The sequence below is a fragment of the Gottfriedia acidiceleris genome (assembly GCF_050457485.1).
In the GTDB taxonomy this organism is placed as follows: Bacteria; Bacillota; Bacilli; order Bacillales; family Bacillaceae_G; genus Gottfriedia; species Gottfriedia acidiceleris_D.
Window position 1 is genome coordinate 269997 of sequence record NZ_JBCMJM010000017.1, and the last position, 24905, is coordinate 294901.

Genomic DNA, 24905 nt, shown 5'->3' on the forward strand with positions numbered 1-24905 from the left:
AACGTTCCAACTTGGTTATATACCATAATAGATACAATAGATAAAACAATCACCATAACAATCAAGAAGACAGCCAATATTTGATTTCGTAAAGTGTTTAATTTTCTTAACCGTAATCTTATTTTGACGATTGTAATCACCTTTTCAGTAGTAAGTTAGTGTAAGGGCTTTCTTTAAAAATTATCATACTATATTTGTTATTAGTCTGAATATTAAAAACACCTATCTAGTAATAACTACCAGATAGTTTAAGGGCACTAATTGGATAATGGTAAATAGTTCAAACAAAAAACAACACGAAAAAGAGGAACCTAAACATTTGATGTTGAGGCTCCTCTTTTCATTTAGTTACTATTTATCCCTTCCCTTTACTTTTGACTTTTCTCACTCATTAACTTGTTCCACTTTACTCCATTCTGCTTCCTGAAGAGTCCTCCATAAAATTTTCCCGCTTGCGGTAGTTGGTAATTTTTCAATAAACTCGACATATCTCGGGTATTTATAGTTAGCCATATGCTCTTTAGACCAATCGATAATGTCATCCTCACTCACTTTGCCTGAATAAATAGGATTTAGGATCACATATGCCTTCACTGTTTCGCCCCTTTTTTCATCAGGCTTACTAACAACACAAGCTTGTTGAATGGCTGGATGTTTATAAAGTAGGTTTTCCACTTCGGTTGGCCACACTTTATAGCCTGATGCGTTAATCATCCTTTTAACACGGTCAACGATAAAATAGTACCCTTCATCATCAAACCGACCAATATCTCCTGTACGGAAAAATAGTTTTCCGTCTATTTCAATAAAGGCGTCATTTGTTTCTTCTAGTCGGTTAAAGTAGCCTTTAAATACTTGTGGTCCATTAACAACAATCTCACCAACCTCACCGACACCTAACTGTTTCATTGTTACTGGATCGATAATTCTGGCGTCTACGTCAAATGATGGAATTCCAAGACATTGAAGTTTTGGTCGATCTGGCGGATTAAAATGTGTCTGAGCAATTGTTTCTGATAATCCATAGCCTTCTACGAACTTTAAACCTGTTAATTGGAATAGCTGCTCTCCTACTGCTTCTGGAAGAGGAGCCCCACCACCTGCAATATTTACAAGAGACTTGATGTCTTCTGTATTTAAATTTGGATTTGCTAAAAAGTCGATTAACATTGTACTAATATTTACCCAATGGGTACATTGATAGTTTTCAATCAGTTTGCATGCATGGTTTCGATTCCACCTCGTTAGCAATACCATACTTGAACCAGTAAGAATCGGTGTATGCATTCCATGAACCATTCCTGTTACATGGAATAGAGGTAAAGTTGAAAAACTAACGGCATTTGCAGAAATATTCATCCAAACGGCAGATCCTACTACATTTGCTTGTACCGTTTTATGTGTGTGTATACATCCTTTTGGTAAACCGGTTGTTCCTGAAGTATATGGAAGGACTGCAACATCTTCTGAATTACCTTCATATAGTGACGGGGTGAGCTGTGTTTGTATTGCATCCTCCCAATAAAATAAATTTTCGTTTTGATAGATTTTCTTTGACTCAGTTATTTCAGCCGTTAAATCGGAAACTAAAGGAATGGTTGGTAAGTATTCAGAATAAACTGCAACTACTAAATTCTCTAATCCAGTTGTAGCTTGTAAAGGTTCAATTTGAGGGGATAGTTCTTGGCCAATAATTGCGGTTTTAATTTCACAATCATTTATGTAGAATTCAAGTTCATCTGTGGTGTTCATCGGGTTAATTGGTACTACAATTCCTCTTACTCTTAATATTGCATAAAAGGCGATGACATATTGAGGTGAGTTTTGCATATAAAGCATTACACGTTCACCAGGGGAAATTTCTAACCTATGCTCAAGATACCCTGCTAAATAATCAACCTCTTCAAGAAGCTGCTTATACGTTTTTGAAGCGCCATAATACTCTATTGCAGTTTTATTTGGATATCTTTTTGCCGAAACGACTAAATTATCATAAAGTGTTGTCTCAGGTAAAGTTAAAGATTTAGATACCCTTTTTGGCCAATACGCAAAATGTGAAGTACTCATAATTTTCCCCTCCGCTTATTTACCTTTTTTATATTAAGATTTAATATGGAAAGCTCTTTCTTGTATGTATGAAATTTTAGACATTAACAAAAAAATCCAGTGCAAATATTCAAATAGGATGCCTAATTAAAGAATAACTCTCTACTAGAAAACGCTTATAATTCATTCATTTTAAATAGTATCTTTGAAATTAATTGAAAGTAAATTGCAAAATGAGGCAATTGCTAAGTTTAGTGTGGAAAAAAGATGGAATGGAAAATGGAATAGTAAATCATCATCAAAATCAACTTTAGACCTTATTATAATGGAAAAGCTTAAATGAATAAATAGTTTTTTGAAAATTTAAAAAATTATTTGATTTAACTGAGATATTTAATTTGAGTATCCAAAATTTTTTAAGTAAAATTACATACAATTACTTACTTTACCACTTTTCTGTGTTTCAATTAATAACAAGTGAGGTGTTAGCATATGAGAATTGGAATAATCGGTTTAGGAGATATAGCTGCGAAGGCCTATCTACCGGTCCTTTCTGAAAAAGAAAAGATTGAGTTGGTGCTATGTACGAGAAATAATGAAACACTAGACCATTTATCAAATAAATATCGAATCAGTGAAACTGTTAATACTGTAGATGAATTGTTAGAAAAGAATATTGATGCAGCATTTGTTAGTACAGCTACAGAAGCTCATTATATGATAACGAAAAAGTTATTATTAAATGGTATAAACGTTTATATTGATAAACCTATTTCGATGAATTTTAAAGAAACTGAACAAATTGTAAATTTAGCCAGAGAACAAGGAAAAATAGCGATGGTTGGATTCAATAGACGATTTATCCCTAGAGTAAAAGAGCTTACTATGCATGGAAAGGCTAGCTTAATAATCATGCAAAAAAATAGATTTAATTTTCCTGAATATACTAGAAGATTTGTTGTAGAGGATTTTATTCATGTCGTGGATACACTTAGGTATTTAATGTCCACTAATGTAGTTGATTTAAAAGTCAATTTCTTAAAAAAAGATAGTATGCTCGAACACCTAGTCATTCATCTTATAGGTGAGGGATGCACGGCTATTGGAATAATGAACAGAAACAATGGTGTTACAGAAGAAATGATTGAATATATGACACCACAAAATAAATATGTAGTGAGTAGTTTAGTTGAAACAACCCATTATCATAATAAAGAAATCAATATTAAAAAATTTGGTGATTGGGAACCAACCTTATATAAACGTGGGTTTTACCAAATTGTTGATCACTTTATTGACTGTATAGAACAGAATAAAACGCCAGACCCTTCAATAAATGATTCCTTAATCACTCATGAAATTTGCGAAAGAATCGTTCAGTATATTGATTCCAATTCATATTAAATAAAAAACCCGAATAGTAGACTTGAGAGGTCTAATTATTCGGGTTTTATTTGTTATTTATTCTTGTTCAGCCATTGCATCCTTTGGAGTACCGAATAAATACGTTAGGACGAACCCACCAGCATAACCAGCAAGTAATCCGATCACATATTTAAGCCACATTCCGTGTGCAATTAGTGGAACTAACGCTAAGCCTGAAGGACCAATTGCAATTGCTCCAACATTACCAAACATTCCAATTACTGCACCTCCAATACCACCACCGATACATGCAGTAATAAATGGACGACCAAGAGGTAATGTAACACCGTAAATTAAAGGTTCACCAATACCTAAAATACCTACTGGAAGAGCACCTTTAATCATATTTGATAATGATTTATTCTTTTTGCAACGTAACCATAATGCTAATGCTGCTCCAACTTGTCCAGCACCTGCCATTGCAAGAATTGGTAATAATTCTGTTGCACCAGTTGTATTAATTAATTCGATATGAATTGGTGTTAATACTTGATGCAAACCTAACATTACTAATGGTAAGAATCCCAAACCTAATATAAATCCTGCAAAAATACCGCCTTTTGCAATAATCCAGTTAATTGAACCAATTAAGTTATCAGAAATAAATCCTGCAAATGGCATGATGAAGAAAATTGTAAGCAAACCTACTACTAATAAAGCAATCATTGGTGTAATAATAATATCTAAAGAATCTGGAATAACTTTACGTAATTGTTTTTCTAAAAGTGATAATAAATAGACTGCAAGTAGTACACCAATAATACCACCTTGACCTGGAGCTAATGGATCACCGTTAAAGATATTTTTAATTGGTTGATCAGGAAGCATACCTGTTAAAAGTGTTACCCCACCAATTACCCCACCAAGGGATGGTGTCGCCCCGAATTCCTTCGCTGCATTGATACCAACATAAATCGCTAAATAAGCAAAAATTGCGTTTTTAATTACATTTAAAACTGTAACATATTGTGACCAAGTTGCTGCATCTAGGTTTTCAGCAGTAATATTGTTTGATAAAATCGAAGCAATACCAGCAATTAAACCTGCACCAACGAATGCTGGAATTAATGGAATAAAGATATTACCGACTTTTCTTAAGAAATTTTTAAAAGGTGTGTTATTTTTCTTTTTTAATTCAGCTTTAAGATCTGAGCCCTTTTCTTTTAAAGCAGCTGATGAAGTTCCTTGTTTTCCTGATGAGTTGTTTTTCAGATGACCAAATTGTTCTGCAACTTTAGTTACTGTACCAGGACCTAAAATGATTTGGTAAGTCTCATCATCAACAGTTCCCAAAACCCCGTTAATTTTTTTAACTTGATCTTCATTAATTAAATTACGATCAGCAACATTAACACGAAGTCTTGTCATACAGTTTGTAAATGAAACTACATTATCAGTACCGCCGATTGCATCAGCGATTTCAGAAGCTAATCTTTGATATTTATCCATCTTCTACTCCCCCAACAATTTTTATTTTTGTATTGCTTTTCGAACAAATCCTTCTGATTTTTTCAATTGCTCAATTGCTTGCTCATAACTAAATCCAGTAAGAATCATAACGATTGCTACTTTTGGACTTTGATTCGACTTCGTTAAATATTCTTCTGCAATTTCATATGAACAAGAAGTTGCTTCCATTACAATACGCTTTGAACGCTCTACTAGTTTTTCATTTGTTGATTGAACATCAACCATTAGGTTACCGTATACTTTTCCAATACCAACCATTGATGCTGTAGATAACATATTGCATACTAACTTTTGAGAAGTACCTGCCTTTAATCTAGTTGAACCAGTTAATACTTCAGGTCCATTAACAACTTCGATTGCTATTTCTGCCTCTTGACCAATTTTTGAGCCCTTGTTACAACTAACCGCCACAGTTGAAGCACCAATCTCTTTGGCGTATTTTAAACCACCAATAACATAAGGAGTACGACCACTTGCTGCAATTCCAACTACAATATCATTTTTACTTAACTTAATTTCCTTTAAATCTTCAATTGCAAGTTCTTCGCTATCCTCAGCGCCTTCAACTGCTTTTATAAAAGCTTTTTCTCCGCCTGCTATTAGCCCTACTACCTCTTCTGGGCTTGTTCCAAATGTAGGAGGACATTCAACTGCGTCTAAAAGTCCTATGCGGCCACTTGTGCCTGCACCAATATAAATCAAGCGACCCCCACGTTTGAAAGCAGTTACAATTTTTTCAACAGCTTTAGAAATATTAGGAATTTCATTTCGAACGGCAGTGGCAACTTTAGCATCCTCTTCGTTCATTACGGTTAAAAATTCTTCTATAGACATTTCATCTAAATTCATTGTTTTTTCATTTCTTGTTTCGGTTGTTAAATTCTCAAGCATGTTTGCTTCACCTCAAGTAATTTTTTAAAACTAAATTTAATTTCATACATATTATAACTTTTTTTGAAATAAAATTTCAACACTAAAATTCATAAGGAAAAAATTTCATATTATTAATCGTATTTTTGTTCAAAAAAATGTCATGTTTATAAAACGACAACTAACAATTTTTCTTTTAAAAGATGCATAATTCTATAATTTGTATATTAATTTGTCTGGCAAAAAAGTTTAGGCACAATTTACAATTTCAAAACATAATTAATAAACTATTGTGGTATTTTAAACCTATGTATTTAAAATATGTTTGTTAATCTGATGACAACTTAACTAAAATACAATTCATTTTACAGATGAAAAGACAACATCCTCCATATGATTAAGGATATTTATGTCACTTAACTAGGGGTATACAATGAAAAAGTTTATACAGTTTTATAAAAATTTCTCGTTAGTGGAGAAAAGCGCACTTCTCTGCTTTCTCTTACCTCCAGTAGGTATTTCATTGCTATTGATCATCGGGCTTCGTACACTCTATACTCAATGGTTTATTAATAAACGATTTATTTATTCGTTTAGTTCGTACTTTTTCTTATGTCTACTTATATCTACTATTGGTGCTGCCCTTTTATTTAGAAATATACTATTTTTATTGGTCAGTATCATGATTCTTGGTTACTGGGGAATATATTGTAGGATTTTAGTAACTGAGAAGGGTCAATTATTTCAGAGATTTCGCATGATCATAATCTTTGGAGGAGTATATAGTTGTGTAATTGGATGGATATCCAAATGGTTGTTATTTCCTAAAATTGTTGGTTATTTATTAGGGACAGTGCTTTTTGGAGAAGTTGAACCTAAGAATTTTAACCGTCTAATTGGTTGTGCATATAATCCCAATTTTACTGTTTTTATTTTATTAATCGCTATTTCTTTTCTCTTTGCCAGTTTACTTTCTAGTCTAGAAAGGAAACACTATATTAGCTTAGCGTGGCAGCTTCCGATCCAACTACTACTTAGTTACGGAATTTATCTCACGGGTTCAAGAGCTGGCTTTGCGACGATGATTCTCATTTATTTACTTTTTATCTTCCGACTTAATCGAATCTTTTTCTTTGTTTGTACAATCATCGGACTATTCTTTTCGAAATGGTTGCTCTATATAATGCCAAGAGCCGATTCAGTTATTCAAGCAGGGCATAAAAGGTTGGACATTTGGAAAAACGCATATACTATATGGAAAAATCACCCATTCTTTGGTGTGACCCCGATCGGATTTGGTCAAGAATATGTAATACAATATGGTCATTTCATCCCCCATGCACATAATTTACTGCTTGGTATGTTTGCGGAATACGGAACATTAGGAGGATTGGCTTTTATAACATTAATTAGTATAAATATTATAAAATGCATTCACCTATTCTTGTTTGAGCGCAGTAAAAAATGTTTTTTTAACAGTTTTTTACTCGGCCTACCAATTATTTTGTTTACAGGGGTATTTGATGAGCCGGTATTCTCTCCACAAATCGGTTTCCTCACAGTCATACTGCTTGGGTGTTGGGATCGATATTCGAAACGTATGCAATTTAATATCGAGATATCAGCAATTCAAGGCAAATTTATTAGCGTTTATGGGAGCACGGCAAGGTTAGTTGTAAGTTCGTACATGATTTTGCATTATTTAAAATCGAAGTTTATTAGTAACAAGTACTAAAAAGACCCCTATAACTAGTCAGGGGTCTCTTTTGTTAGTTTATGATATTTTTTACGTAACTTGCACTTCTACTGCTACATCTTGTTTTGTTAAGAATAAATTTAAAATAATCGCAGTTAATGAACCTGTCACAATTCCATTTTGCATTAACATTTTTAAAAAATTAGGTAGTTGGTCGAACATTTGTGGAAGTGTTGCTGAACCTAATCCTACTGCTATACTACAAGCTGCGATTAATAGGTTTTCTCCTTTACCTAAATCAACTTCTGAAAGAATTGAAATACCGGCAGCCGCGACAGATCCGAACATAACAATCATTGCTCCTCCAAGAACGGCATTCGGAATAACAGTCGTTAAAGCTGCTAGTTTAGGTAATAATCCAAGAACAACCATGATACTTCCCGCAGCATAAATAACTTCACGAGATTTAACTTTTGTAAGTGAGATTAAACCTACATTTTGAGAAAAAGCTGTGTATGGAAATGCATTAAAAATACCACCGAGCATAATTGCAAGACCTTCTGAACGCAATCCATTTACGATCTGATCTTGTTTAACCTTTTGGTTAGTCGCTTTTCCGACTGCGAAATAGACCCCAGTTGATTCCACCATACTAACGATACAAACGATAATCATTGTGATAATAGCTGTAATACTGATTTTTGGTGCTCCGAAATAGAATGGTTGAGCGATACTAAACCATGATGCTTCTGATACGCTTGAAAAGTGAACGATTCCCATTGCATAGCCGGCAATTGTTCCCACAACCAAACCAACAAGTACGGAAATTGTTCGTAAAAACCCTTTAGCCCATCTGTTAATGACTAAAATTACGATGAGTGTAAGAAGTGCTAGTAATAAATTGTGTATTTGACCGAAATCTGGACTCCCTTGTCCACCTGCTGCATTATTCATAGCTACTGGAATTAGTGAAAGTCCAATTATCGTTACTACTGATCCTGTTACAATTGTAGGGAAAAATTTTAATAACTTGCCATAAAAAGGAGCAGCTAATACAACAAAAATCCCAGAAATAATTATTGCACCGTAAGCTGTCGGTAAGTTTGAAGAAGATGCAATTGCAATAATTGGACCTACCGCCGTAAAGGTACATCCTAAAACGACTGGCAATCTGCTGCCAATATATTTAGTCCCCATGCTTTGCAGGATTGTTGCGATACCGCAAGTAAATAAATCTGCTGCTATTAGATAAGCGATCTGAGTTGGCGTAAGTTTAAGCGCGCCACCTATTATAAGAGGTACAACTACTGCACCTGCATACATAGCCATGACGTGTTGAAAACCTAATGTAAATGCTTTTTGTTTACTTAACAATCTGATTCTCTCCCTTGTCATTGCTTTTATATATCGATATTGATTGGCGTACAGTTATTACTCTTTATAAAACAAAAAAGGACAGGTTCCACTTGAGTATGTTTCTCTCAAGTGAAACCTGTCCTTCTGGGTTTTTATCCCTAATGGTGTAGCACGTGTAGTGCCCACATCGCTCGGACCAGCCATTTTACATATACAATAATGCGGAACCCTAGATGTGCTTTCACTCATAGTCGGTCGATTATATTGGTCGTCCGGTAGAAACTTATGGGCCATATCCCCATGATTATATGAGTTATTTATATATTTGTACCTTGATTATGTTACACATGCTATTCAATATTTTCAAGTAGAAAATGCAAAGAAAAGGTGCTCCATTAGAAAAAAACTAATGGAACACCTTCTATTATGTTCTACGCATATAAGCTTTTACAGTTAGTGGTGCAAAAATTGCTACTATTACAGCAGCTCCAATAAGCGAAATGATTAGATCTGAACCTGCAGTTCCTGTGTTCGTAAGATTTCTCACAGCAGTGATCAGATGAGAAATCGGGTTTATTTTTACAAACCATTGAAGCCAATTTGGCATTGTATCGACTGGTACAAAGGCATTTGAAAGGAATGTTAATGGAAATAGTGCTAGCATAGAAATCCCTTGTACACTTGACGCTGTACGTGCAATTACCCCAAAAAAGGCAAAAATCCAGCTAATCGCCCACGAACATACAATTACAAGTAATCCAGCTAAAACGACATAGCCTAAGCCACCTTCAGGGCGATATCCCATTATATACCCCATCGTGAAAGTAAGAACAGTAGCGATTGTATAACGTATCGTATCCGCCAATAAGGCTCCGGCCAGTGGTGCAATACGTGCAATCGGCAGCGATTTGAACCGATCGAATACACCTTTATCCATATCTTCACGCAATTGTACACCTGTAACAATCGAAGTAGTAATGACAGTCTGTACTAAGATTCCTGGTATGATTACCGGTAAATAACTCTTAACATCCCCAGAGATTGCTCCACCAAAAATATAAGTAAACATAAGTGTAAAAATAATAGGTTGTAATGTAACATCAAATAATTGTTCTGGTGTACGTTTTATTTTTAATAGACCACGATAAGCCATCGTAAATGAATTTTTTACTGATTGACTAAAGCTAGTTTTATTTTTTAATTCACGATAAGCAGCTGGTTTTATTGAAGTGCTCATACCCTTACTCCCTCCATTTCTTTTGTTTTATCTGACTCCTTTGATCCATCGTCATCTACGCTGTTACCAGTAATCGTAAGGAATACTTCATCAAGAGTCGGCTTTTGTACACTCATTTCAGCTAGATGAATGCCTTCATCACGTAGGGCGATCAGTAGGTCGGTTACTCGGTCGGCATCCGCCATAGGTGCAGTAATCCTTCCTTCTACTAATGTGATATTGGATTTTACTTTTAGCACTCGTTCTACTGTTTGACGCGCCTTTTGAACATCTTTTATATCTTGAATTTTTAATTGTAACGATGAACTACCAACTGAAGCTTTCAATTCATCAACAGTACCTTCCGCAACTACATGACCACGATCTATTACTGCGATTCGATCAGCTAGTTCATCCGCCTCTTGAAGATATTGTGTTGTTAATAGAACTGTTGAACCTTCTTTTACTAATCGACGAATAGTATCCCACATTTGATTTCTTGTACGAGGGTCTAAACCAGTTGTCGGCTCATCTAAGAAGATAAGTGGTGGCTGAGCAATTAAACTTGCTGCCAAATCTAATCTACGACGCATTCCACCTGAGAAGTTTTTCAATGGGCGCTTTGCTGCTTCCGTTAAGCCAAATTCCTCTAATAAATCCGCTGCTTTCTTTCGCGATTCCGCTCTACCTAGACCTAGTAATCTTGAGAAAATAATAAGGTTCTCTGTAGCACTTAGTGACTCATCAACGGAAGCATACTGACCAGTAACGCCAATTAATTGACGCACAATCTGAGCCTCTTTTAAAACATCATGTCCGAATATGCGTGCAGTACCTGCGTCTTGTCTAAGTAGTGTAGCCAGCATTCTAATTGTCGTTGTTTTCCCTGCACCATTTGGACCAAGTACACCATAAATACTTCCAGCACGAACGTTTAAATCCACTCCATCAACCGCACGATTTTCACCAAATATTTTAACTAAACCACTCGCTTCTACAGCCAAGTCTCCATTATTTGGGGTAATTATTTTTTTATTTAAATACTCCAATTTACTTCCTCCTTTACGACTTATTACAAGATGAATATATCGACTAATTATGAATTAAGTATGAACTTTAAATAAAAATTTTCTTTACGAATAGTTACAAGCTAGAGGATACAATGTTCAATGTAAAAAAACTTCCCTTATCTAATTTAAGGGAAGTTTTTTTACATTGATTTTCAGACTGATTGCAAGCGCTTGTCTTTCGAGGCGCGAGCCTGGTGAGGAGCGGAGTTACCTTAGACGGTAATGAGCACCGCAGACAGGCGAAGCAACGAAGAAAGCGAGCGTTTTCGGGCAGTCTGAAATTTAGTCATGTACTATGGTCTGATTTAGTAGTAAGAACTCTGAACCGATATCATCTAAAAAAGGAGTCGCTTCACCTAAGCTATATAGATGTAATTGATGCATTGCTCGTGTACATGCAGTATAAAAAAGTCTTCGGAGATGCTCATCTCCATAAACTTGAGCTGATGCATCATAAATAATCACTGCATCAAATTCAATTCCTTTTGCCAAATATGCAGGAATAATGACTACACCTTGTTCATATTCAACTGAGTTTCTCTTCACATGCTTGATTCCTTCAACATCTTTTAATGCTTCATATGCCTCTAAACTTTCTTCTGCAGATTTGCAAATGACAGCAATTGTATTGAATTCACTTTTCTTTAAGTCTTCAATTTTAGATGCAATATGGCTGTGCAAATCTTCTCGATTAGATAACTGCGTTAACACAGGCTTATCCCCAACTCGTTCAAAAGGCGTAATTAGATTGCCTCCAGGTATGAGCCTACTTGTGAACTCTACAATTGGTTTTGTTGATCTGTAACTACGGGTCAGATTGATTACTTTTGTTTCATCTGGCCCATATAATCCTTTAAGGACATTAAAATCTCCCATTTCACTGGCATGCGCAAAGATAGCCTGATTAAAGTCACCTAAAACGGTCATCTTTGCAGAAGGAAACAATCTCTTCAAAAACTCAAATTGGAAAGGGGAATAATCTTGAGCTTCATCTACAAGTACAAATTTAATCGTAACATTTGATTGGAATCCTTGAACCAACTCTTTTAAAAGTAAATATGGTGTAGCATCCTCGTAAAACAATTTGCCTTCATCTAACATATTTAAAGTTAACTGACATATGTCCTCCCAATTCTCAGGAGTATCCCCTTCAATCCATTGTTCAATTTGAGTTGGATTGGAAAATAACTGTTTATAGACACCCTTTATGTCAATGAAACGTAATCCTCGAACCCACTCACGTAGAGGCTTTAGTTTTTTACGCACGACCATTCGACCTAATACCTTAGTTTCTTGTTCGTAATCATCGAATGAATCCTCTTTAGATTGTTTTTTCTGTAAGTACTTATATGCTTTTTGATAATCATCTTTGCTGAGTAACTCGATTTCATCCTGTACCCATGTTTTTTTCAATTCTAGCTTTTCCATTTCATTGATTTGTTTGTTTAACCATTCCGTCAACTTCTCTAATCGATTGTTAAATTTTAAAGAAGTGTCAGTGCTATAAAAGCTTTCATATATTTGTTTAGCTGTAACGACTGGTTTGCCTCTAAATTTAAATCCCCTAAAGACCATTCCGGATAATTCCAATGACTGTCTGTATGCCTTAATCGTTTCAAAGAAATGAGTTGAAGCTTTAAATCGAATGCTTGAAGTCCTAGTCTTATAGGAAGGATCATCTATAGCAGTTAGCACATATTCTAGTTGCTCATAATTATCCTCAACTTGGAACGCATCACTTAGCCTATGAACTAAGTATTCTTGGAATGTAACTTGTTGCATATTTTCTTCGCCTAGTTCAGGTAAAACTCTCGATACGTAGTTATTAAACATTGCGTTAGGAGAAAATAAGATAATTTGATCTGCTTTTATCCAGTTTCTATATTTGTAGAGCAAATATGCAATCCTTTGTAAAGCTGCAGATGTCTTTCCGCTACCAGCCGCCCCTTGAACAATCAGTAATCTACCTTTGTCATAACGAATAATCTGATTTTGTTCTTTTTGAATACTGGCTACTATGCTTCTCATATGCTTATTCGTACCTTTGCCGAGCACATGCTGCAAAATCTCATCACCTATAGTAAGACTTGTATCGAACATTGATTCAATTACACCGTTTCGTATAATGTATTGCCATTTTTGGTCTAATACGCCATTCACTTTCCCCCCAGGTGTATCATACTCAGCAGGACCTGGTGGATAATCATAGTAAACACTTGAAACTGGGGCCCTCCAATCATAAACTAAAATATTCTCTCCAGTTTCATCCATTAGCGTTGAAACGCCAATATAAATACGCTCCGTTTCAGAAAAACCTTCTTCTGTAAAGTTAATGCGACCAAAATAAGGAACCTCTTTCATTCGACGAAGTGCTGATAATCGGTTTGAAGATTGCTTATGATTAATTTGGCCGATCGCCAAAAGTTGAGATTGTTGTCTTAAACTAATAACCGTCTCTAAATAGTCATCAAAGCTATCTGTATTAACTTTAACCTCATCCCAAAAGTTTTTACGAACATTGATTACTTCGTTTCTGCGTTGGGCTGTTTCGTCTGTTAATTTACTAATTTTGTCCGTAATTAGATCTAGTACAGTATTTATTCTTACTTGTTCTTTTTGAAGTTCGTTGTTCATTTCATGCACTCCTTTAAAAGATAAAAATGGGGGTTGACTCAAGAGGATTTGTATAGTAAAATTAAAATAGGGAAAATATGACCTCTATATAATTTGTAATATATATACTGTATTAATCTACCACGTTTTTATCTTTTAGGCAATAGTCCTCGTTTAAAATCATTCTTATTTCATTTCAATTACTAATTTTCGTACATTCAAAAAGCAAAATGACCTACCCAAAAATGATCATTTAATCACTTATAGTAAGGTCATCCTTATTATTTATTAATTTCTTCTGTACATACTTCAATTAAGTACCTTTTATTAAATTTTGCTTCTTTATTAAAATACTTCATATTATTTATGATCTTTCCTAAATACAAATTCTCCATTCACAATAGTAGCTTGAACATTAAACTGACGATCAATTAAGACGATATTTGCTTTTTTCCCACAATCTATGCTTCCAACTTCATGATGAATATTAAGTAATTTTGCTTGATTAAGGCTGACCATCGGTAAAATAGATTCTAAAGGTACCCCTAAAACATCTTTTACATTTTTTAAACATTCCATTAAATTAGTCGTACTTCCAGCTAATGAGCCTGTTTCTACTGTTCGAGCAATTTTATTTTCCACTTTAACATCTAATGTACCAAGCGTATAGGATCCATCTGGTAAATCAGCAGCTGCCATTGAATCACTTATTAATATTATCTGTTCTGTTCCTTTTGCTTTGTATAAAAGTTTAATTGCTCCCGGGTGGACATGCTGTAAATCTGCTATACATTCACAATAACACTGATCATTTGTTAGAACGGCACCAAGACACCCAGGATCACGATGATTAAATCCCCTCATGCCGTTAAACGTGTGAACAGAAATTCTTGCCCCATGTTCAATTGCTTTATTCGTTGTATCATAGTCTGCATTTGTATGACCTATAGACACTTGAATTCCTTTATCTGTTATCAATTTAATAGCTTCCTCTGCTAGCTCTTTTTCTGGAGCTATTGTGATCACTTTAACCGTATTATTGGAAACTTTTAAAAGCTCAATTAACTCATCAGTATTTAGTTCACGAATATACTTGACCGGATGAGCACCACGATGCTCAGTTGTAATATATGGGCCTTCTACATACGATCCAATGATTTCTGCTCCTTCTGTCTGTCCCATCGCTTCACTTACGATCATTACAGCTTTTTTAATTTTTTCGAAATCATGAGTCAGTGTAGTTGGTAAAAATCCCGTAACTCCATGGCGTGCAAGTGACATAGACATTTCTTGCAATGAATGAATACTACCATCCATCGTGTCATTTCCAGCAATTCCATGAATATGTAAATCAATCATGCCTGGAATGGCTACAAAACTAGAATAATCCAAAATTTCACAGGAGGGTTTATTCGTTGTTACGCCATTTATTTTTCCGTTGTTAATCAGTATATAGCCAGCTTCAATTACTTTATCGGCCGTATAAACTTTTTCTACCTTAATTGCTTTCATAATACTTCCCCCTCTATCTTTCGCAGGAATACTTTTTCTTAAAGAACAATAGGCAACACCAAAATAGGATGCTGCCTGTTTGCTTGAAACTTATACATGTAAGTAGTTTAATTTTTTTAAAGTTAAATAACATGCTCCATACAGCCCGGCATCATTCCCAAGAATCGAAGGAAATACAAGAGTTTCTTGATGATAAATTGGCATGGTTTCCTTTTTAATCTCAGAGTCGATGTCTTGAATAAATCGTTCTCCCCGCTCAGCAATTCCTCCTCCGATAATGATTGCCTCTGGGTTCAGAAGATGAACTATATTTGAGAGACCTATGCTTATATAATTGATAAACTTTTTATATACGGCAGTAGCAATTGGATCTCCTTCTTCTACTAGAGCCAAGATTTCTTCTCCAGAGATTTTCTTTATAACTTCACCATTTTTGTTCTTTTCATCAATATAATCGCTTACTAAGGCTGAGGTAGCAGCATATCTCTCAAAGCACCCTCTCCGTCCGCATCCACAAGAACGTCCGTTACTAATAATGACGGTATGACCTAGTTCACCAGCTAAATAACGAGATCCGCTTACAATCTTCCCATCTATGATAATGGTGCTTCCAATACCTGTTCCTAATGTTAGAAAAATTACATCTTTCTTTCCTTGAATTGCACCTTTCCACATTTCACCAATGCAAGCACTTTTCACATCATTTTCTACACTAACGGGTAATTTAAATAAATTGAAAAGTATTTCTGCAAGCTTCATTCCTGAATAGTCTGGAATATTGTTGGAAAATAAAATTTTACCTGTTTCATGATTTACAAGACCACACGAGGAGATTCCAATTCCTGCTATTAAAAAATTATTTTGGAGCTTTTTTATTTTCTCAGCTAAAAGTTCAGGAAGCAGCTTTTGTATATTACTTTTAGGTGTTGGTATCTTATCTTTGTAAACTAAATGCCCTTCACGATTTATTAGTCCAAATTTGATAAATGTACCCCCGATATCAAAACAAACTATATTTTCCACCATAATCGCCCCCTGTTAACTCCTTCACCTTAATAAGATTAAAGTAATGTTGAACTTTTGTTAATTCAACTGATCCAGTCCGCTCCGAGGCAGCATTGGATATCCCGCAGGCACATGACCACTTTAAAATATCTTCAATTGAATAACCTTTCGAATGTGCAAAGGCAAAGCCTGCAAGCATGCTATCTCCTGATCCAACTTGGTGCACCTCTGTTAAAGTTGGAATGATTGCTCGTAGTGTGACGTTCTTGCTAATTAAAAGAGCACCTTCTTTTCCTAAAGAAAGTAAAACGTATTGGGTACCCTTTTGGCATATTTCCCGAGCGTGCCAGATCATATCCTCTATTGATAATTGGTTTAACCCGATTAACTTGCAAAACTCTTCTCTGTTCGGCTTAATTAAAAAAGGCTTTTCCTTTACACCTTGGGCTAGTGATTCTCCACTTGAATCTAAAAGAAAATATTTCCCTTTTTGTTTTGTTTTTTCTATTAGGTCTCTATAAAAATCAGAGTTGATTCCATATGGCAAGCTGCCAGAACCTACAATATAGTTATTCGATTCTAGAATGGTATCAAAATTTTTCAAAAATTCTTCTCTTTCATTCTCCAATATCTCGGGCCCTTGTTCAAGAATTTCTGTATGACCTTCTTTAGATTCAATTGCTAAACAAAATCTTGTCTCTCCTTTTATTCCTACAAAACGATTAATTAAATTATAATTTTGGAGCTGACCAGCTATCCACTCGCCACTTTTTCCGCCTAAAAATCCGGTACAAGTAACTTTAACTCCCAGCTGAGATAATACACGTGAAACGTTAAGTCCTTTTCCACCGGCTGTTTTATCTACAGCTGTAACGCGATTAACGTCATCTAAGTGTAAGACGGGAAGATTATACCGAATATCAATAGCTGGATTTAATGTAATTGTAGCAATCATTTTTCTAACCCCGATTCATACTACCGCACATTTTAATTTTATCAGCAACGACTAACTTCATTTCTCTTACTGCATCTTTAAAATAATATCTAGGGTCATTGGCATTTGGATTTTCATTTAAATAACCACGTAATCCTTTAGCAAAAGCTATTTTTAATTCAGTAGCAATATTTACTTTACATATTCCGTTTTTAATCGTTTTTTGTACTAATTCATCAGGTAAGCCCGAAGCTCCATGAAGAACTAGCGGAATATCAACTTCTCTTTGGATTGCACTTAATCGTTCAATATCTAATTTAGGTTCTCCTTTATAAAGACCATGAGCCGTTCCAATGGCAACAGCTAACGAATCGATTCCTGTTCTAGAAACGAACTCTTTAGCTTGTGCTGGATTTGTATAAATTTGATCCTTTTCATCCACTTCAAGATCATCTTCAACTCCACTCAGTCGGCCAAGCTCCGCCTCCACAGCAACTCCAAATGAAGTAGCATAATCAACTACTTCACGAACGATTCGAATATTTTCTTCAAAGTCATGATGGGAGGCATCAATCATGACTGAGTGAATTCCACTATCAATTAAAGCTTTTATATCACTAATTTTTTCATGGTGATCTAAATGAAAACAAATTGGAATATCGTATCTTTTTTTTGAGGCCTCCATCATACTAATTAGAAATTCTTCCCCCATATAACTAACTGTACTTGGTGTAGCTGCAATCAAAACCGGTGAACGCAGCTCCTGAGCTGTTTCTAATACTGTTTTCATTGTTTCTAAGTTATGGATATTAAATGCCGGTACTGCGTAGCCATTTGATTGTGCATCTAAAAGAATCGTACTTCTTGATGTAATCAAGATAAATCTCCTCCATTCTTCATCTCATTTGCAAAAGGGTGAATCGTAACTCCTTTAACAACTCTGTTAACTACTCCTAATGGAGAAGGGTTATCTGGAGAAAAGCCAAGATTAATAGATTTATACATAGCAAAGGTTTGTGCGTATAAGATAAAAGGGAAAGTTAGAAAAATATCTTCACTAATTTGAGGAAGATCCACATAATAGAAAACATCACTATATTCTTCAGCAACCTGATCCTTTAAAGATGAAATTGCTACTACTTTTCCTCGATTGGTTTCTTTGTAAATCTCTTCTAAAATATCGAGATCGTACTGTCTTGTATAAGGGTTACAAGATAGAAATACAAATACAACAGTATCCTTATCTAAAATGGACTTAGGCCCATGTCTAAATCCTAATGAGGTATCAAATGTAGACGGAATTGTCCCACCTGTTAACTCCAACAATTTCAATGATGCTTCTCTTGCCAAGCCTTCAAAAACACCTGAGCCTAAATAAACAACTTTTTGAAAAGATGAATTCGCCAACTGTTTAATACTTTGCTCGCTCCCGCTAATAATTGAATGACCAGCATGTATAAGTTCATCAACTTTCTTCTCCCACGTATGAATCTGATCAATATTGAAAAGCAGTAAAGCTGAGAAAAGCATCGTCGTAAAACTACTCGTCATTGCAAATCCTTGGTCGTTTGCTTCTTCTGGCATATAGATGACCAAATGATTATGATCATTTTTCTTCTTTTGAGCCAGTAGTCCATCTTGGTTACATGTAAAAACGATTCCATAAAAATCATCTATAACTTGTTCTCCTAAGTGAATAGCAGCCAAACTCTCTGGACTATTTCCTGAACGAGCAAATGAAATCATGATTGTTGGAAGGTCCTTTTTTAAATAAGAATATGGATTTGACACAATATTTGTCGTAGCAATACTCTCTACTACAATTTTTTTGTTGTTAACAATTTGTTTTAAATAAGGAAGGACTGTGTCACCAACAAATGCAGATGTACCTGCACCAGTTAAAATAATTCGTATCTGATCGTGTTTATTTTTAATGCTCTTTAAAAATGTAAGAATTCGGTCTCTATTAAATAAAAGAATATCCTTTGTTTCGTTCCATAATCTAGGTTGCTGGGCTATTTCTTTTGCTGTATGGCTCGCGCCAACATTCATTCTTTCATATTCACTCGATTTTAATAGCTCCATATTTACTTCCTCCTATTTTAACTGTTAGTGTCATCATTACCAGTTGCATTAAATAGATACTTCTGTATCTATTTTTAGTGTGTAGAAAAAACCATTAAAAGCTGGTTTTCAGACCGATTGCAAACGAGCGGTGGCGGCCATGTCTGAAGTCTCTACTTCAACTCTACTGTATAAGTAAATTTATCCCCTCTTGCAATAGAAATTGTATACTCAATTACTTTGCTTTGATCATAAGTTACTCGTTTAAGCATTAGACATGGTGCACCTTCGATTATGTTTAGCATTTCTGACTCCACTTTATTTGCACTAACAGCCATAAAGCTTTCTAAGGCGCTAGAAATATTCACATTATATTGAGTTCTGAAGATTTCATACATCGGCGTATGTTGCAATTCTTCACTCGAAAGATTTTTAAAATCCTTTACGGGTACATAAGAGGTTTCATATAACATCGGTTCCTGATCTGCAAGTCTTAATCGAACAATCTTAAATACCTCTTCTTCTACCGATAGATCCATGGCCTTTGCTACCTTACTGTCACAATTTATTTTTTCAAAAGAAACGACTGTTGTGGTTGGGATTTTCCCTGCTTTTTTCATTTCTTCCGTAAAACTATAAAATTTTACAAGACTTTGGTTATACGTTCTTTCTGAAACATATGTCCCCTTGCCATGAACTTTATAAATATAGCCTTGTTTTTCAAGTTCTTGCATCGTCTGCCTTACTGTTGTACGGCTAACTTGATACGTGTCACATAATTCTCGTTCAGATGGTAGCTGATCGTTTTCAGCAAGTTCGCCTGATTCGATTTTTTCTAATAAAATATCCATTAATTGATAATAAAGAGGAAGTCGTGAATCCTTTTCTACCATGATTAGCTCCTTTAGTGGTATCTTTGTCATAACCAGTTAAATATACATCTATTATACATAATTTTGAAAAAGATACCACATTATGTCGCAATAGAAATTTCTACAAAACTCTCTCTTCTGTCATTCTTAATTTTTTCTCATAGTCATCTAGTGAAACCATTGTTCCTGACACTCTTGATTCTTCTGCAGCATAAGCAATCATATGACTTTTAGCTGATACGATAGCTGATGTTAAGCTGCCTTTGTCCTTCTTAGTAACGCGTTGAATGAAATCAGCCATAATACTTGTATCAGCTCCCATATGGCCACCATCTACAGTTGATGGCTTAATTAATTCCTTCTTACCTGAAAAATAATTAACTTCAATTTCGTTTTTAGCATCATTTCCAATTATTTCGCCTTTTGTTCCCATAATTTTAAAGTTACGGAATGTTTCATTTGTAAATGCCGTCATAGTAAATGCAACTGTTACGTCATTTTCAAATAATAAATTAACTACTTGATGGTCAACAACATCATTGTCACAGTGATATACGCAACGACCATATGGTCCCTCTTGAATTGCCTTAAGTCTACTATCAAGACTTGAACTTGCTGAAATAACATTTGCTGGCCAAACATCACGGTCATGTAAATACCATTTAGCTGCTGAATAAGGACATTCCTTTTCTACCTTACAACCATCTAAACAGCGATGTGTTGAACCTTCTGGTGCGTTTTCTTTTTTAAAGTAAGTTAAACTCCCATATGAAGATACACTCTTGCACTCTGTACCAATCAGCCACGCAAGCATATCCATATCATGGCAGCTTTTTTGTAAGAGCATTGAGCTAGATTCAGACGAATTACGCCAGTTACCACGTACAAAACTATGAGCTTGGTGAAAGTAACCTACATTCTCATTCCACTGAATCGAAATGATGTCGCCGATTACTTTACGATCAACAACTTCTTTTAATGCTTGATAAAATGGCGCATATCTCATAACATGACAAACTGTTAATAATGTATTATGCCTTTCTGCCGCTTCTGCTATTTCCAACGTCTCAATTGGTTCTGGTGACATCGGTTTTTCTAATAAAATACTATATCCTTTTTCAATTGCCTTCATAACGGGCTTATAATGATTACGGTCTGGACTACAAATTAATAATGCCTCACATAGCTGTTCTTTTTCTAATAGCTCAGTCCAGTCTTCAAATCTCAAATTCTCAGGGATATTGTGAGCTTCCGCAAACTTTTCTCTTTTTTCTTTATTTGGCTCAGCTACAGCAATGAATTGTATTTCATGTGGATACTGTAAAGCATATGAACCGTATGCGTAAAATCCTCTACTTCCCGCTCCTATTAAAGCTGCCTTCATAATTAGTTTCCTCCAAGCTTTGTAAGATTTTTATTTACTTCCCGTAACTGCAATTCCCTCAATAAATTGTTTTTGTAAAATCATAAATAAAATAAGCATTGGTAAAATGGCTAAAAATGATCCTGCCATTAAAACTGGATAGTTGGTTAAATATTGTCCTTGTAATGAAGACAAACCGACGGACAACGTCATTGATTCTGGTGAGCTGTTAACAATCATTGGCCACATTAATTCATTCCAGCTCCATAGCGTTGTAAATATACCTAAAGCAACTAAACCTGGCTTAGCTAAAGGAAGCATGATTTTCCAATAAATTTGGAAATGATTACAGCCATCTAATCTAGCAGCTTCTTCTAACTCCTTTGGTAATCCCATAAAAAATTGTCTTAATAGGAATGTACCAAATGCGCTAAATAAACCTGGAACGACTACCGCTTGTAAAGTGTTTAACCAGCCTAATTTCACCATGATCATATATTGCGGTAATAAAAAGACTTGCCCTGGTACCATTAAAACCGATAATGCGATTAAAAAAAGAATGTTTCTTCCTGGAAATTCAATTCTCGCAAAAGCGTATGCGGCTAATGAACATAATAATAATTGTCCAATTGTGCGAATCACTGTAATGATTAGCGTATTAAACATGAATTTAAAGAATGGTAGTAAATCAAAAACATCTTTATAATTCACCCACTGGAAATGCTTTGGAACTATAACAGGTGGAACATGAATCGACTCAGCATACGTTTTTAATGAAGTTAGTAACATCCATATAAAAGGGAAGACCATCGCCAAGGCGCCGACAATTAGGATTAAATGAATTAAGATTGTTTTACTTGTGATCTGGTATCTTGCTTTCTCCAATGGTTACTCCTCCTTCAATCATAATGAACCCATTTCTTTTGTAAAACCATTTGAATCGCTGTAATGATCAAAATAATGATTAATAGTAAAACTGCAATTGCAGCAGCATAACCTTTATCATTTAACACGAATGCATGCTGATAAAATAAGTACACGATCGATTGAGTATTTTCGAGTGCTGTACTGCTTTTCCCAATCATCATAAAAATTAAATCAAACACTTGGAACGCTCCAATAAAAGACATGATTGTTACGAAGAATATAACCGGGGAAAGTAACGGTAGTGTTATTTTAAAGAAGACCTTGACTGGCCCTGCACCATCTATCTCCGCTGCTTCGTAATATGATCTTGGAATCCCTTGTAGCCCTGAAAGAAAAATAACCATGTTGTAACCAAGTCCACTCCAAATTGCTACTACAATGATTGAATACAGTGCAATTTTTGGATCACTTACCCATTGTGGACCTTTTATTCCAAAGATGGATAAAAGATAATTTAGGAGCCCATAATCAGAATTATATAACCATCTCCAAACCATAGCGATTGCTGCCGGCATGGTAATAACAGGTAAAAAATATAAGGTTCGATAAACAGATTTACCCTTAATTTTTTGGTTTAAAAGTACTGCTATAAGAATCGATAAAAAAATACCAATCGGAACCGTAAAAACGATATAAATGCCTGTGTTTTTAAACGACTGTAATAGGTTAGAGTCTTCTAACATTCGTCTATAATTGTCTAATCCTGTCCATTCATATTGCCCAAATGCTCCCCATTCTGTAAAACTGAAGTAAATCGTTTGAATGATTGGCCACAAATAGAAAATAGTTAGACCAATCATTGTTGGTGCAATCATACAATACGCCCAAAAATAATCTGATCGTTTTCTCGTCTTTGATAAGCTTGGTATTTTTAGTTTACTTTTTGATTTCACTTCAACTTGTAGAGGCATTTCTTTCACTGTATTCACTCCTTTTAAGGGAAATAAAGAGAAGAAGTAATTTTAGGCTTTAGAAATCTTCTTCTCTTCATTTTTTTAGTTCTTAGCTAGTGCCTCGTCTGCCTTTTTCGTTAATTCTTTTACAGCATCTTCAACACTTTCTTCATTACTCCATGCCTTTTTCAAGATATCCGTTTCATACTGCCAGATTTCGCCCGTATTTTTCACACTTGGTAGCGGAACTGAATAGTCAACTTCATCAATAAAGGCTTGAAGATTTAAATTTGGAACAGCTTTTAGCCAAGCATCCTGTGTACCATTATAAGCAGGGATTACTGTACCAGTTTTCGCATATACTTCTGCTGCTTCTTTAGAACCTAGGAATTGAACAAACTTCCAAGCAGCATCTTTATGTTTTGTGTTTGCCGCAATAACGTTTGCTAGTCCATGAATGGAAACTGCACGTTGTTTTCCTTTAGGTACGACAGCTACATTTAAATCTGGATTTTTCTTATATTCCGGAACCATCCAAGGTCCATCAAACATCATTGCAATTTTTCCAGAAGAAAATAACTCTGATGGTGCCGTTTCCGTCATTTGAGCTTGTGTTGGAGACAGTCCTTCTTTTATAAAACTAATGTTATATTTAAGAGCTTCAATTGCCTCAGGTTGATCAAATCCAACTGATTTGCCATCATCGGAAATAATATGACCACCATTTTGCCAAATGAAATCATAATATCCGCCTTGGTTACCCATTAAAGCTGCAAATCCGTAAATTCCCTTGTCTTTATTTGTAAGCTTCTTAGCAACCTCTTTTAACTTATTCCAATCCCAAGTATTATCTGGGTAAGGTATACCTGCTTCATCAAAAATCTTTTTGTTATACCAAAGTCCAGTTGTATCAAAGTCTTTTGGAATACCATAAAGCTTTCCATCTACTGTATAAAGATCGACTAATGACTTAGGATAATTGTCTAGACTATAGTTGTCCTTTGATGCTAAGTCACTAAGTGGGACAATTACTTTACCTTCCGCATATTGGACTATATGTGGACCATTCATCCATAAAACGTCTGGTAACGCTCCTCCTGTTGCAGCTGTTTCTAGCTTTTGGAAATACTGTGCATATGGAGTAAGCTCAGTTTTCACTTTAATATTAGGGTACTTTTCATTAAATAATTTTATAATTTCATCAACCGCGGGAACTTGCTTCTTATCCCAAAAACCGTAAGTAATTTCAACCTTTCCATCTTTTGCATCCCCCGATGTGTCACTGCTACCACATCCAGCTAATCCTAGTAAGCCTAAAGCCAAGGTTAGTAGTAAAACAAGCCACTTTTTCATCCCATTCCCCTTCTTTCTTTTAAAAGTTTAATAGCCTTTTAATCCAGTAGTTGCTCTAAAAAGACATGATTTGGAATATTGTGCTCCATGAACACGTTGTCATGATGTTATTACCAGTTTATTTGAAAAGGCTTACAAAAAATGTTTAATTTCTAATAAAACATTCACCTCCAGTTATAACTTTCATAAAATCACTTTAGTAATGATGTCATTACCAGTT

General features: G+C 35.0%; 19 protein-coding genes and 1 riboswitch. Of the genes, 2 read left to right on the forward strand and 17 right to left on the reverse strand.

The features are described from left to right. Positions 1 to 384: 384 nt before the first annotated feature. The gene (locus ABEY15_RS18965; protein WP_429891671.1) at positions 385 to 2067 is read right to left on the reverse strand and encodes a long-chain fatty acid--CoA ligase; all 1683 of its coding nucleotides are present in this window, start codon (positions 2065 to 2067) and stop codon (positions 385 to 387) included. A gap of 471 nt (positions 2068 to 2538) precedes the next feature. On the opposite strand from ABEY15_RS18965, the gene ABEY15_RS18970 reads away from it, so the two are divergent. Continuing rightward, on the forward strand, positions 2539 to 3450 hold the full coding sequence (locus ABEY15_RS18970) for a Gfo/Idh/MocA family protein (protein WP_429891672.1): 912 nt from the start codon (positions 2539 to 2541) through the stop codon (positions 3448 to 3450). Between the two features lie 57 nt (positions 3451 to 3507). Here ABEY15_RS18970 and ABEY15_RS18975 read toward each other — a convergent pair whose 3' ends face one another. Then, positions 3508 to 4920 (reverse strand): PTS transporter subunit EIIC, encoded by a 1413-nt coding sequence (locus ABEY15_RS18975; protein ID WP_429891673.1) that lies wholly within the window; start codon positions 4918 to 4920, stop codon positions 3508 to 3510. Between the two features lie 21 nt (positions 4921 to 4941). After that, the gene (murQ, locus tag ABEY15_RS18980; protein WP_429891674.1) at positions 4942 to 5832 is read right to left on the reverse strand and encodes an N-acetylmuramic acid 6-phosphate etherase; all 891 of its coding nucleotides are present in this window, start codon (positions 5830 to 5832) and stop codon (positions 4942 to 4944) included. Between the two features lie 412 nt (positions 5833 to 6244). On the opposite strand from murQ, the gene ABEY15_RS18985 reads away from it, so the two are divergent. Beyond that, entirely contained in the window at positions 6245 to 7546 is a 1302-nt protein-coding gene (locus ABEY15_RS18985) for an O-antigen ligase family protein (RefSeq protein WP_429891675.1), read from the forward strand. Positions 7547 to 7597: 51 nt separating this feature from the next. Here ABEY15_RS18985 and ABEY15_RS18990 read toward each other — a convergent pair whose 3' ends face one another. From ABEY15_RS18990 to ABEY15_RS19055, 14 genes are all read right to left on the reverse strand, one after another. Further along, complete coding sequence (locus ABEY15_RS18990) at positions 7598 to 8881, reverse strand: nucleobase:cation symporter-2 family protein (RefSeq protein ID WP_429891676.1); 1284 nt, start codon at positions 8879 to 8881, stop codon at positions 7598 to 7600. A 210-nt stretch (positions 8882 to 9091) separates the two neighbouring features. Beyond that, a riboswitch (purine riboswitch) is annotated at positions 9092 to 9195 on the reverse strand. Positions 9196 to 9287: 92 nt separating this feature from the next. Further along, positions 9288 to 10100 (reverse strand): ABC transporter permease, encoded by an 813-nt coding sequence (locus tag ABEY15_RS18995; RefSeq protein WP_091024940.1) that lies wholly within the window; start codon positions 10098 to 10100, stop codon positions 9288 to 9290. Next, on the reverse strand, positions 10097 to 11128 hold the full coding sequence (locus tag ABEY15_RS19000) for an ATP-binding cassette domain-containing protein (RefSeq protein ID WP_429891677.1): 1032 nt from the start codon (positions 11126 to 11128) through the stop codon (positions 10097 to 10099). Before ABEY15_RS19000 ends, ABEY15_RS18995 begins: the two co-directional genes overlap by 4 nt. 303 nt (positions 11129 to 11431) lie before the next feature. Then, entirely contained in the window at positions 11432 to 13783 is a 2352-nt protein-coding gene (gene helD / locus ABEY15_RS19005; protein ID WP_429891678.1) for an RNA polymerase recycling motor HelD, read from the reverse strand. A gap of 339 nt (positions 13784 to 14122) precedes the next feature. Continuing rightward, positions 14123 to 15274, reverse strand: a complete 1152-nt coding sequence (gene nagA, locus ABEY15_RS19010) for an N-acetylglucosamine-6-phosphate deacetylase (RefSeq protein WP_429891679.1) — start codon at positions 15272 to 15274, stop codon at positions 14123 to 14125. Positions 15275 to 15364: 90 nt separating this feature from the next. Next, positions 15365 to 16300, reverse strand: coding sequence for an ROK family protein (locus ABEY15_RS19015; protein ID WP_429891680.1), 936 nt, complete (start codon positions 16298 to 16300; stop codon positions 15365 to 15367). Next, positions 16275 to 17234 carry a 1-phosphofructokinase gene (pfkB, locus tag ABEY15_RS19020; RefSeq protein ID WP_429891681.1) on the reverse strand — a complete coding sequence of 320 codons (960 nt, stop codon included), beginning with the start codon at positions 17232 to 17234 and terminating at the stop codon, positions 16275 to 16277. The genes ABEY15_RS19015 and pfkB overlap by 26 nt, the downstream gene beginning before the upstream one ends. A gap of 4 nt (positions 17235 to 17238) precedes the next feature. After that, the gene (gatY, locus tag ABEY15_RS19025) at positions 17239 to 18090 is read right to left on the reverse strand and encodes a tagatose-bisphosphate aldolase subunit GatY (RefSeq protein WP_429891682.1); all 852 of its coding nucleotides are present in this window, start codon (positions 18088 to 18090) and stop codon (positions 17239 to 17241) included. Beyond that, on the reverse strand, positions 18087 to 19298 hold the full coding sequence (locus ABEY15_RS19030) for an SIS domain-containing protein (RefSeq protein ID WP_429891683.1): 1212 nt from the start codon (positions 19296 to 19298) through the stop codon (positions 18087 to 18089). Before ABEY15_RS19030 ends, gatY begins: the two co-directional genes overlap by 4 nt. A gap of 152 nt (positions 19299 to 19450) precedes the next feature. Further along, positions 19451 to 20170 carry a GntR family transcriptional regulator gene (locus ABEY15_RS19035; RefSeq protein WP_429891684.1) on the reverse strand — a complete coding sequence of 240 codons (720 nt, stop codon included), beginning with the start codon at positions 20168 to 20170 and terminating at the stop codon, positions 19451 to 19453. A 100-nt stretch (positions 20171 to 20270) separates the two neighbouring features. Continuing rightward, positions 20271 to 21536 (reverse strand): Gfo/Idh/MocA family protein, encoded by a 1266-nt coding sequence (locus tag ABEY15_RS19040; RefSeq protein WP_429891724.1) that lies wholly within the window; start codon positions 21534 to 21536, stop codon positions 20271 to 20273. Positions 21537 to 21563: 27 nt separating this feature from the next. Beyond that, positions 21564 to 22322: a carbohydrate ABC transporter permease gene (locus ABEY15_RS19045; RefSeq protein WP_098231300.1), complete on the reverse strand. Its 759-nt coding sequence runs from the start codon at positions 22320 to 22322 to the stop codon at positions 21564 to 21566. Positions 22323 to 22411: 89 nt separating this feature from the next. Further along, positions 22412 to 23350 carry a carbohydrate ABC transporter permease gene (locus ABEY15_RS19050; protein ID WP_331224403.1) on the reverse strand — a complete coding sequence of 313 codons (939 nt, stop codon included), beginning with the start codon at positions 23348 to 23350 and terminating at the stop codon, positions 22412 to 22414. An 84-nt stretch (positions 23351 to 23434) separates the two neighbouring features. Further along, entirely contained in the window at positions 23435 to 24685 is a 1251-nt protein-coding gene (locus tag ABEY15_RS19055; protein ID WP_429891685.1) for an ABC transporter substrate-binding protein, read from the reverse strand. Positions 24686 to 24905 lie beyond the last annotated feature (220 nt).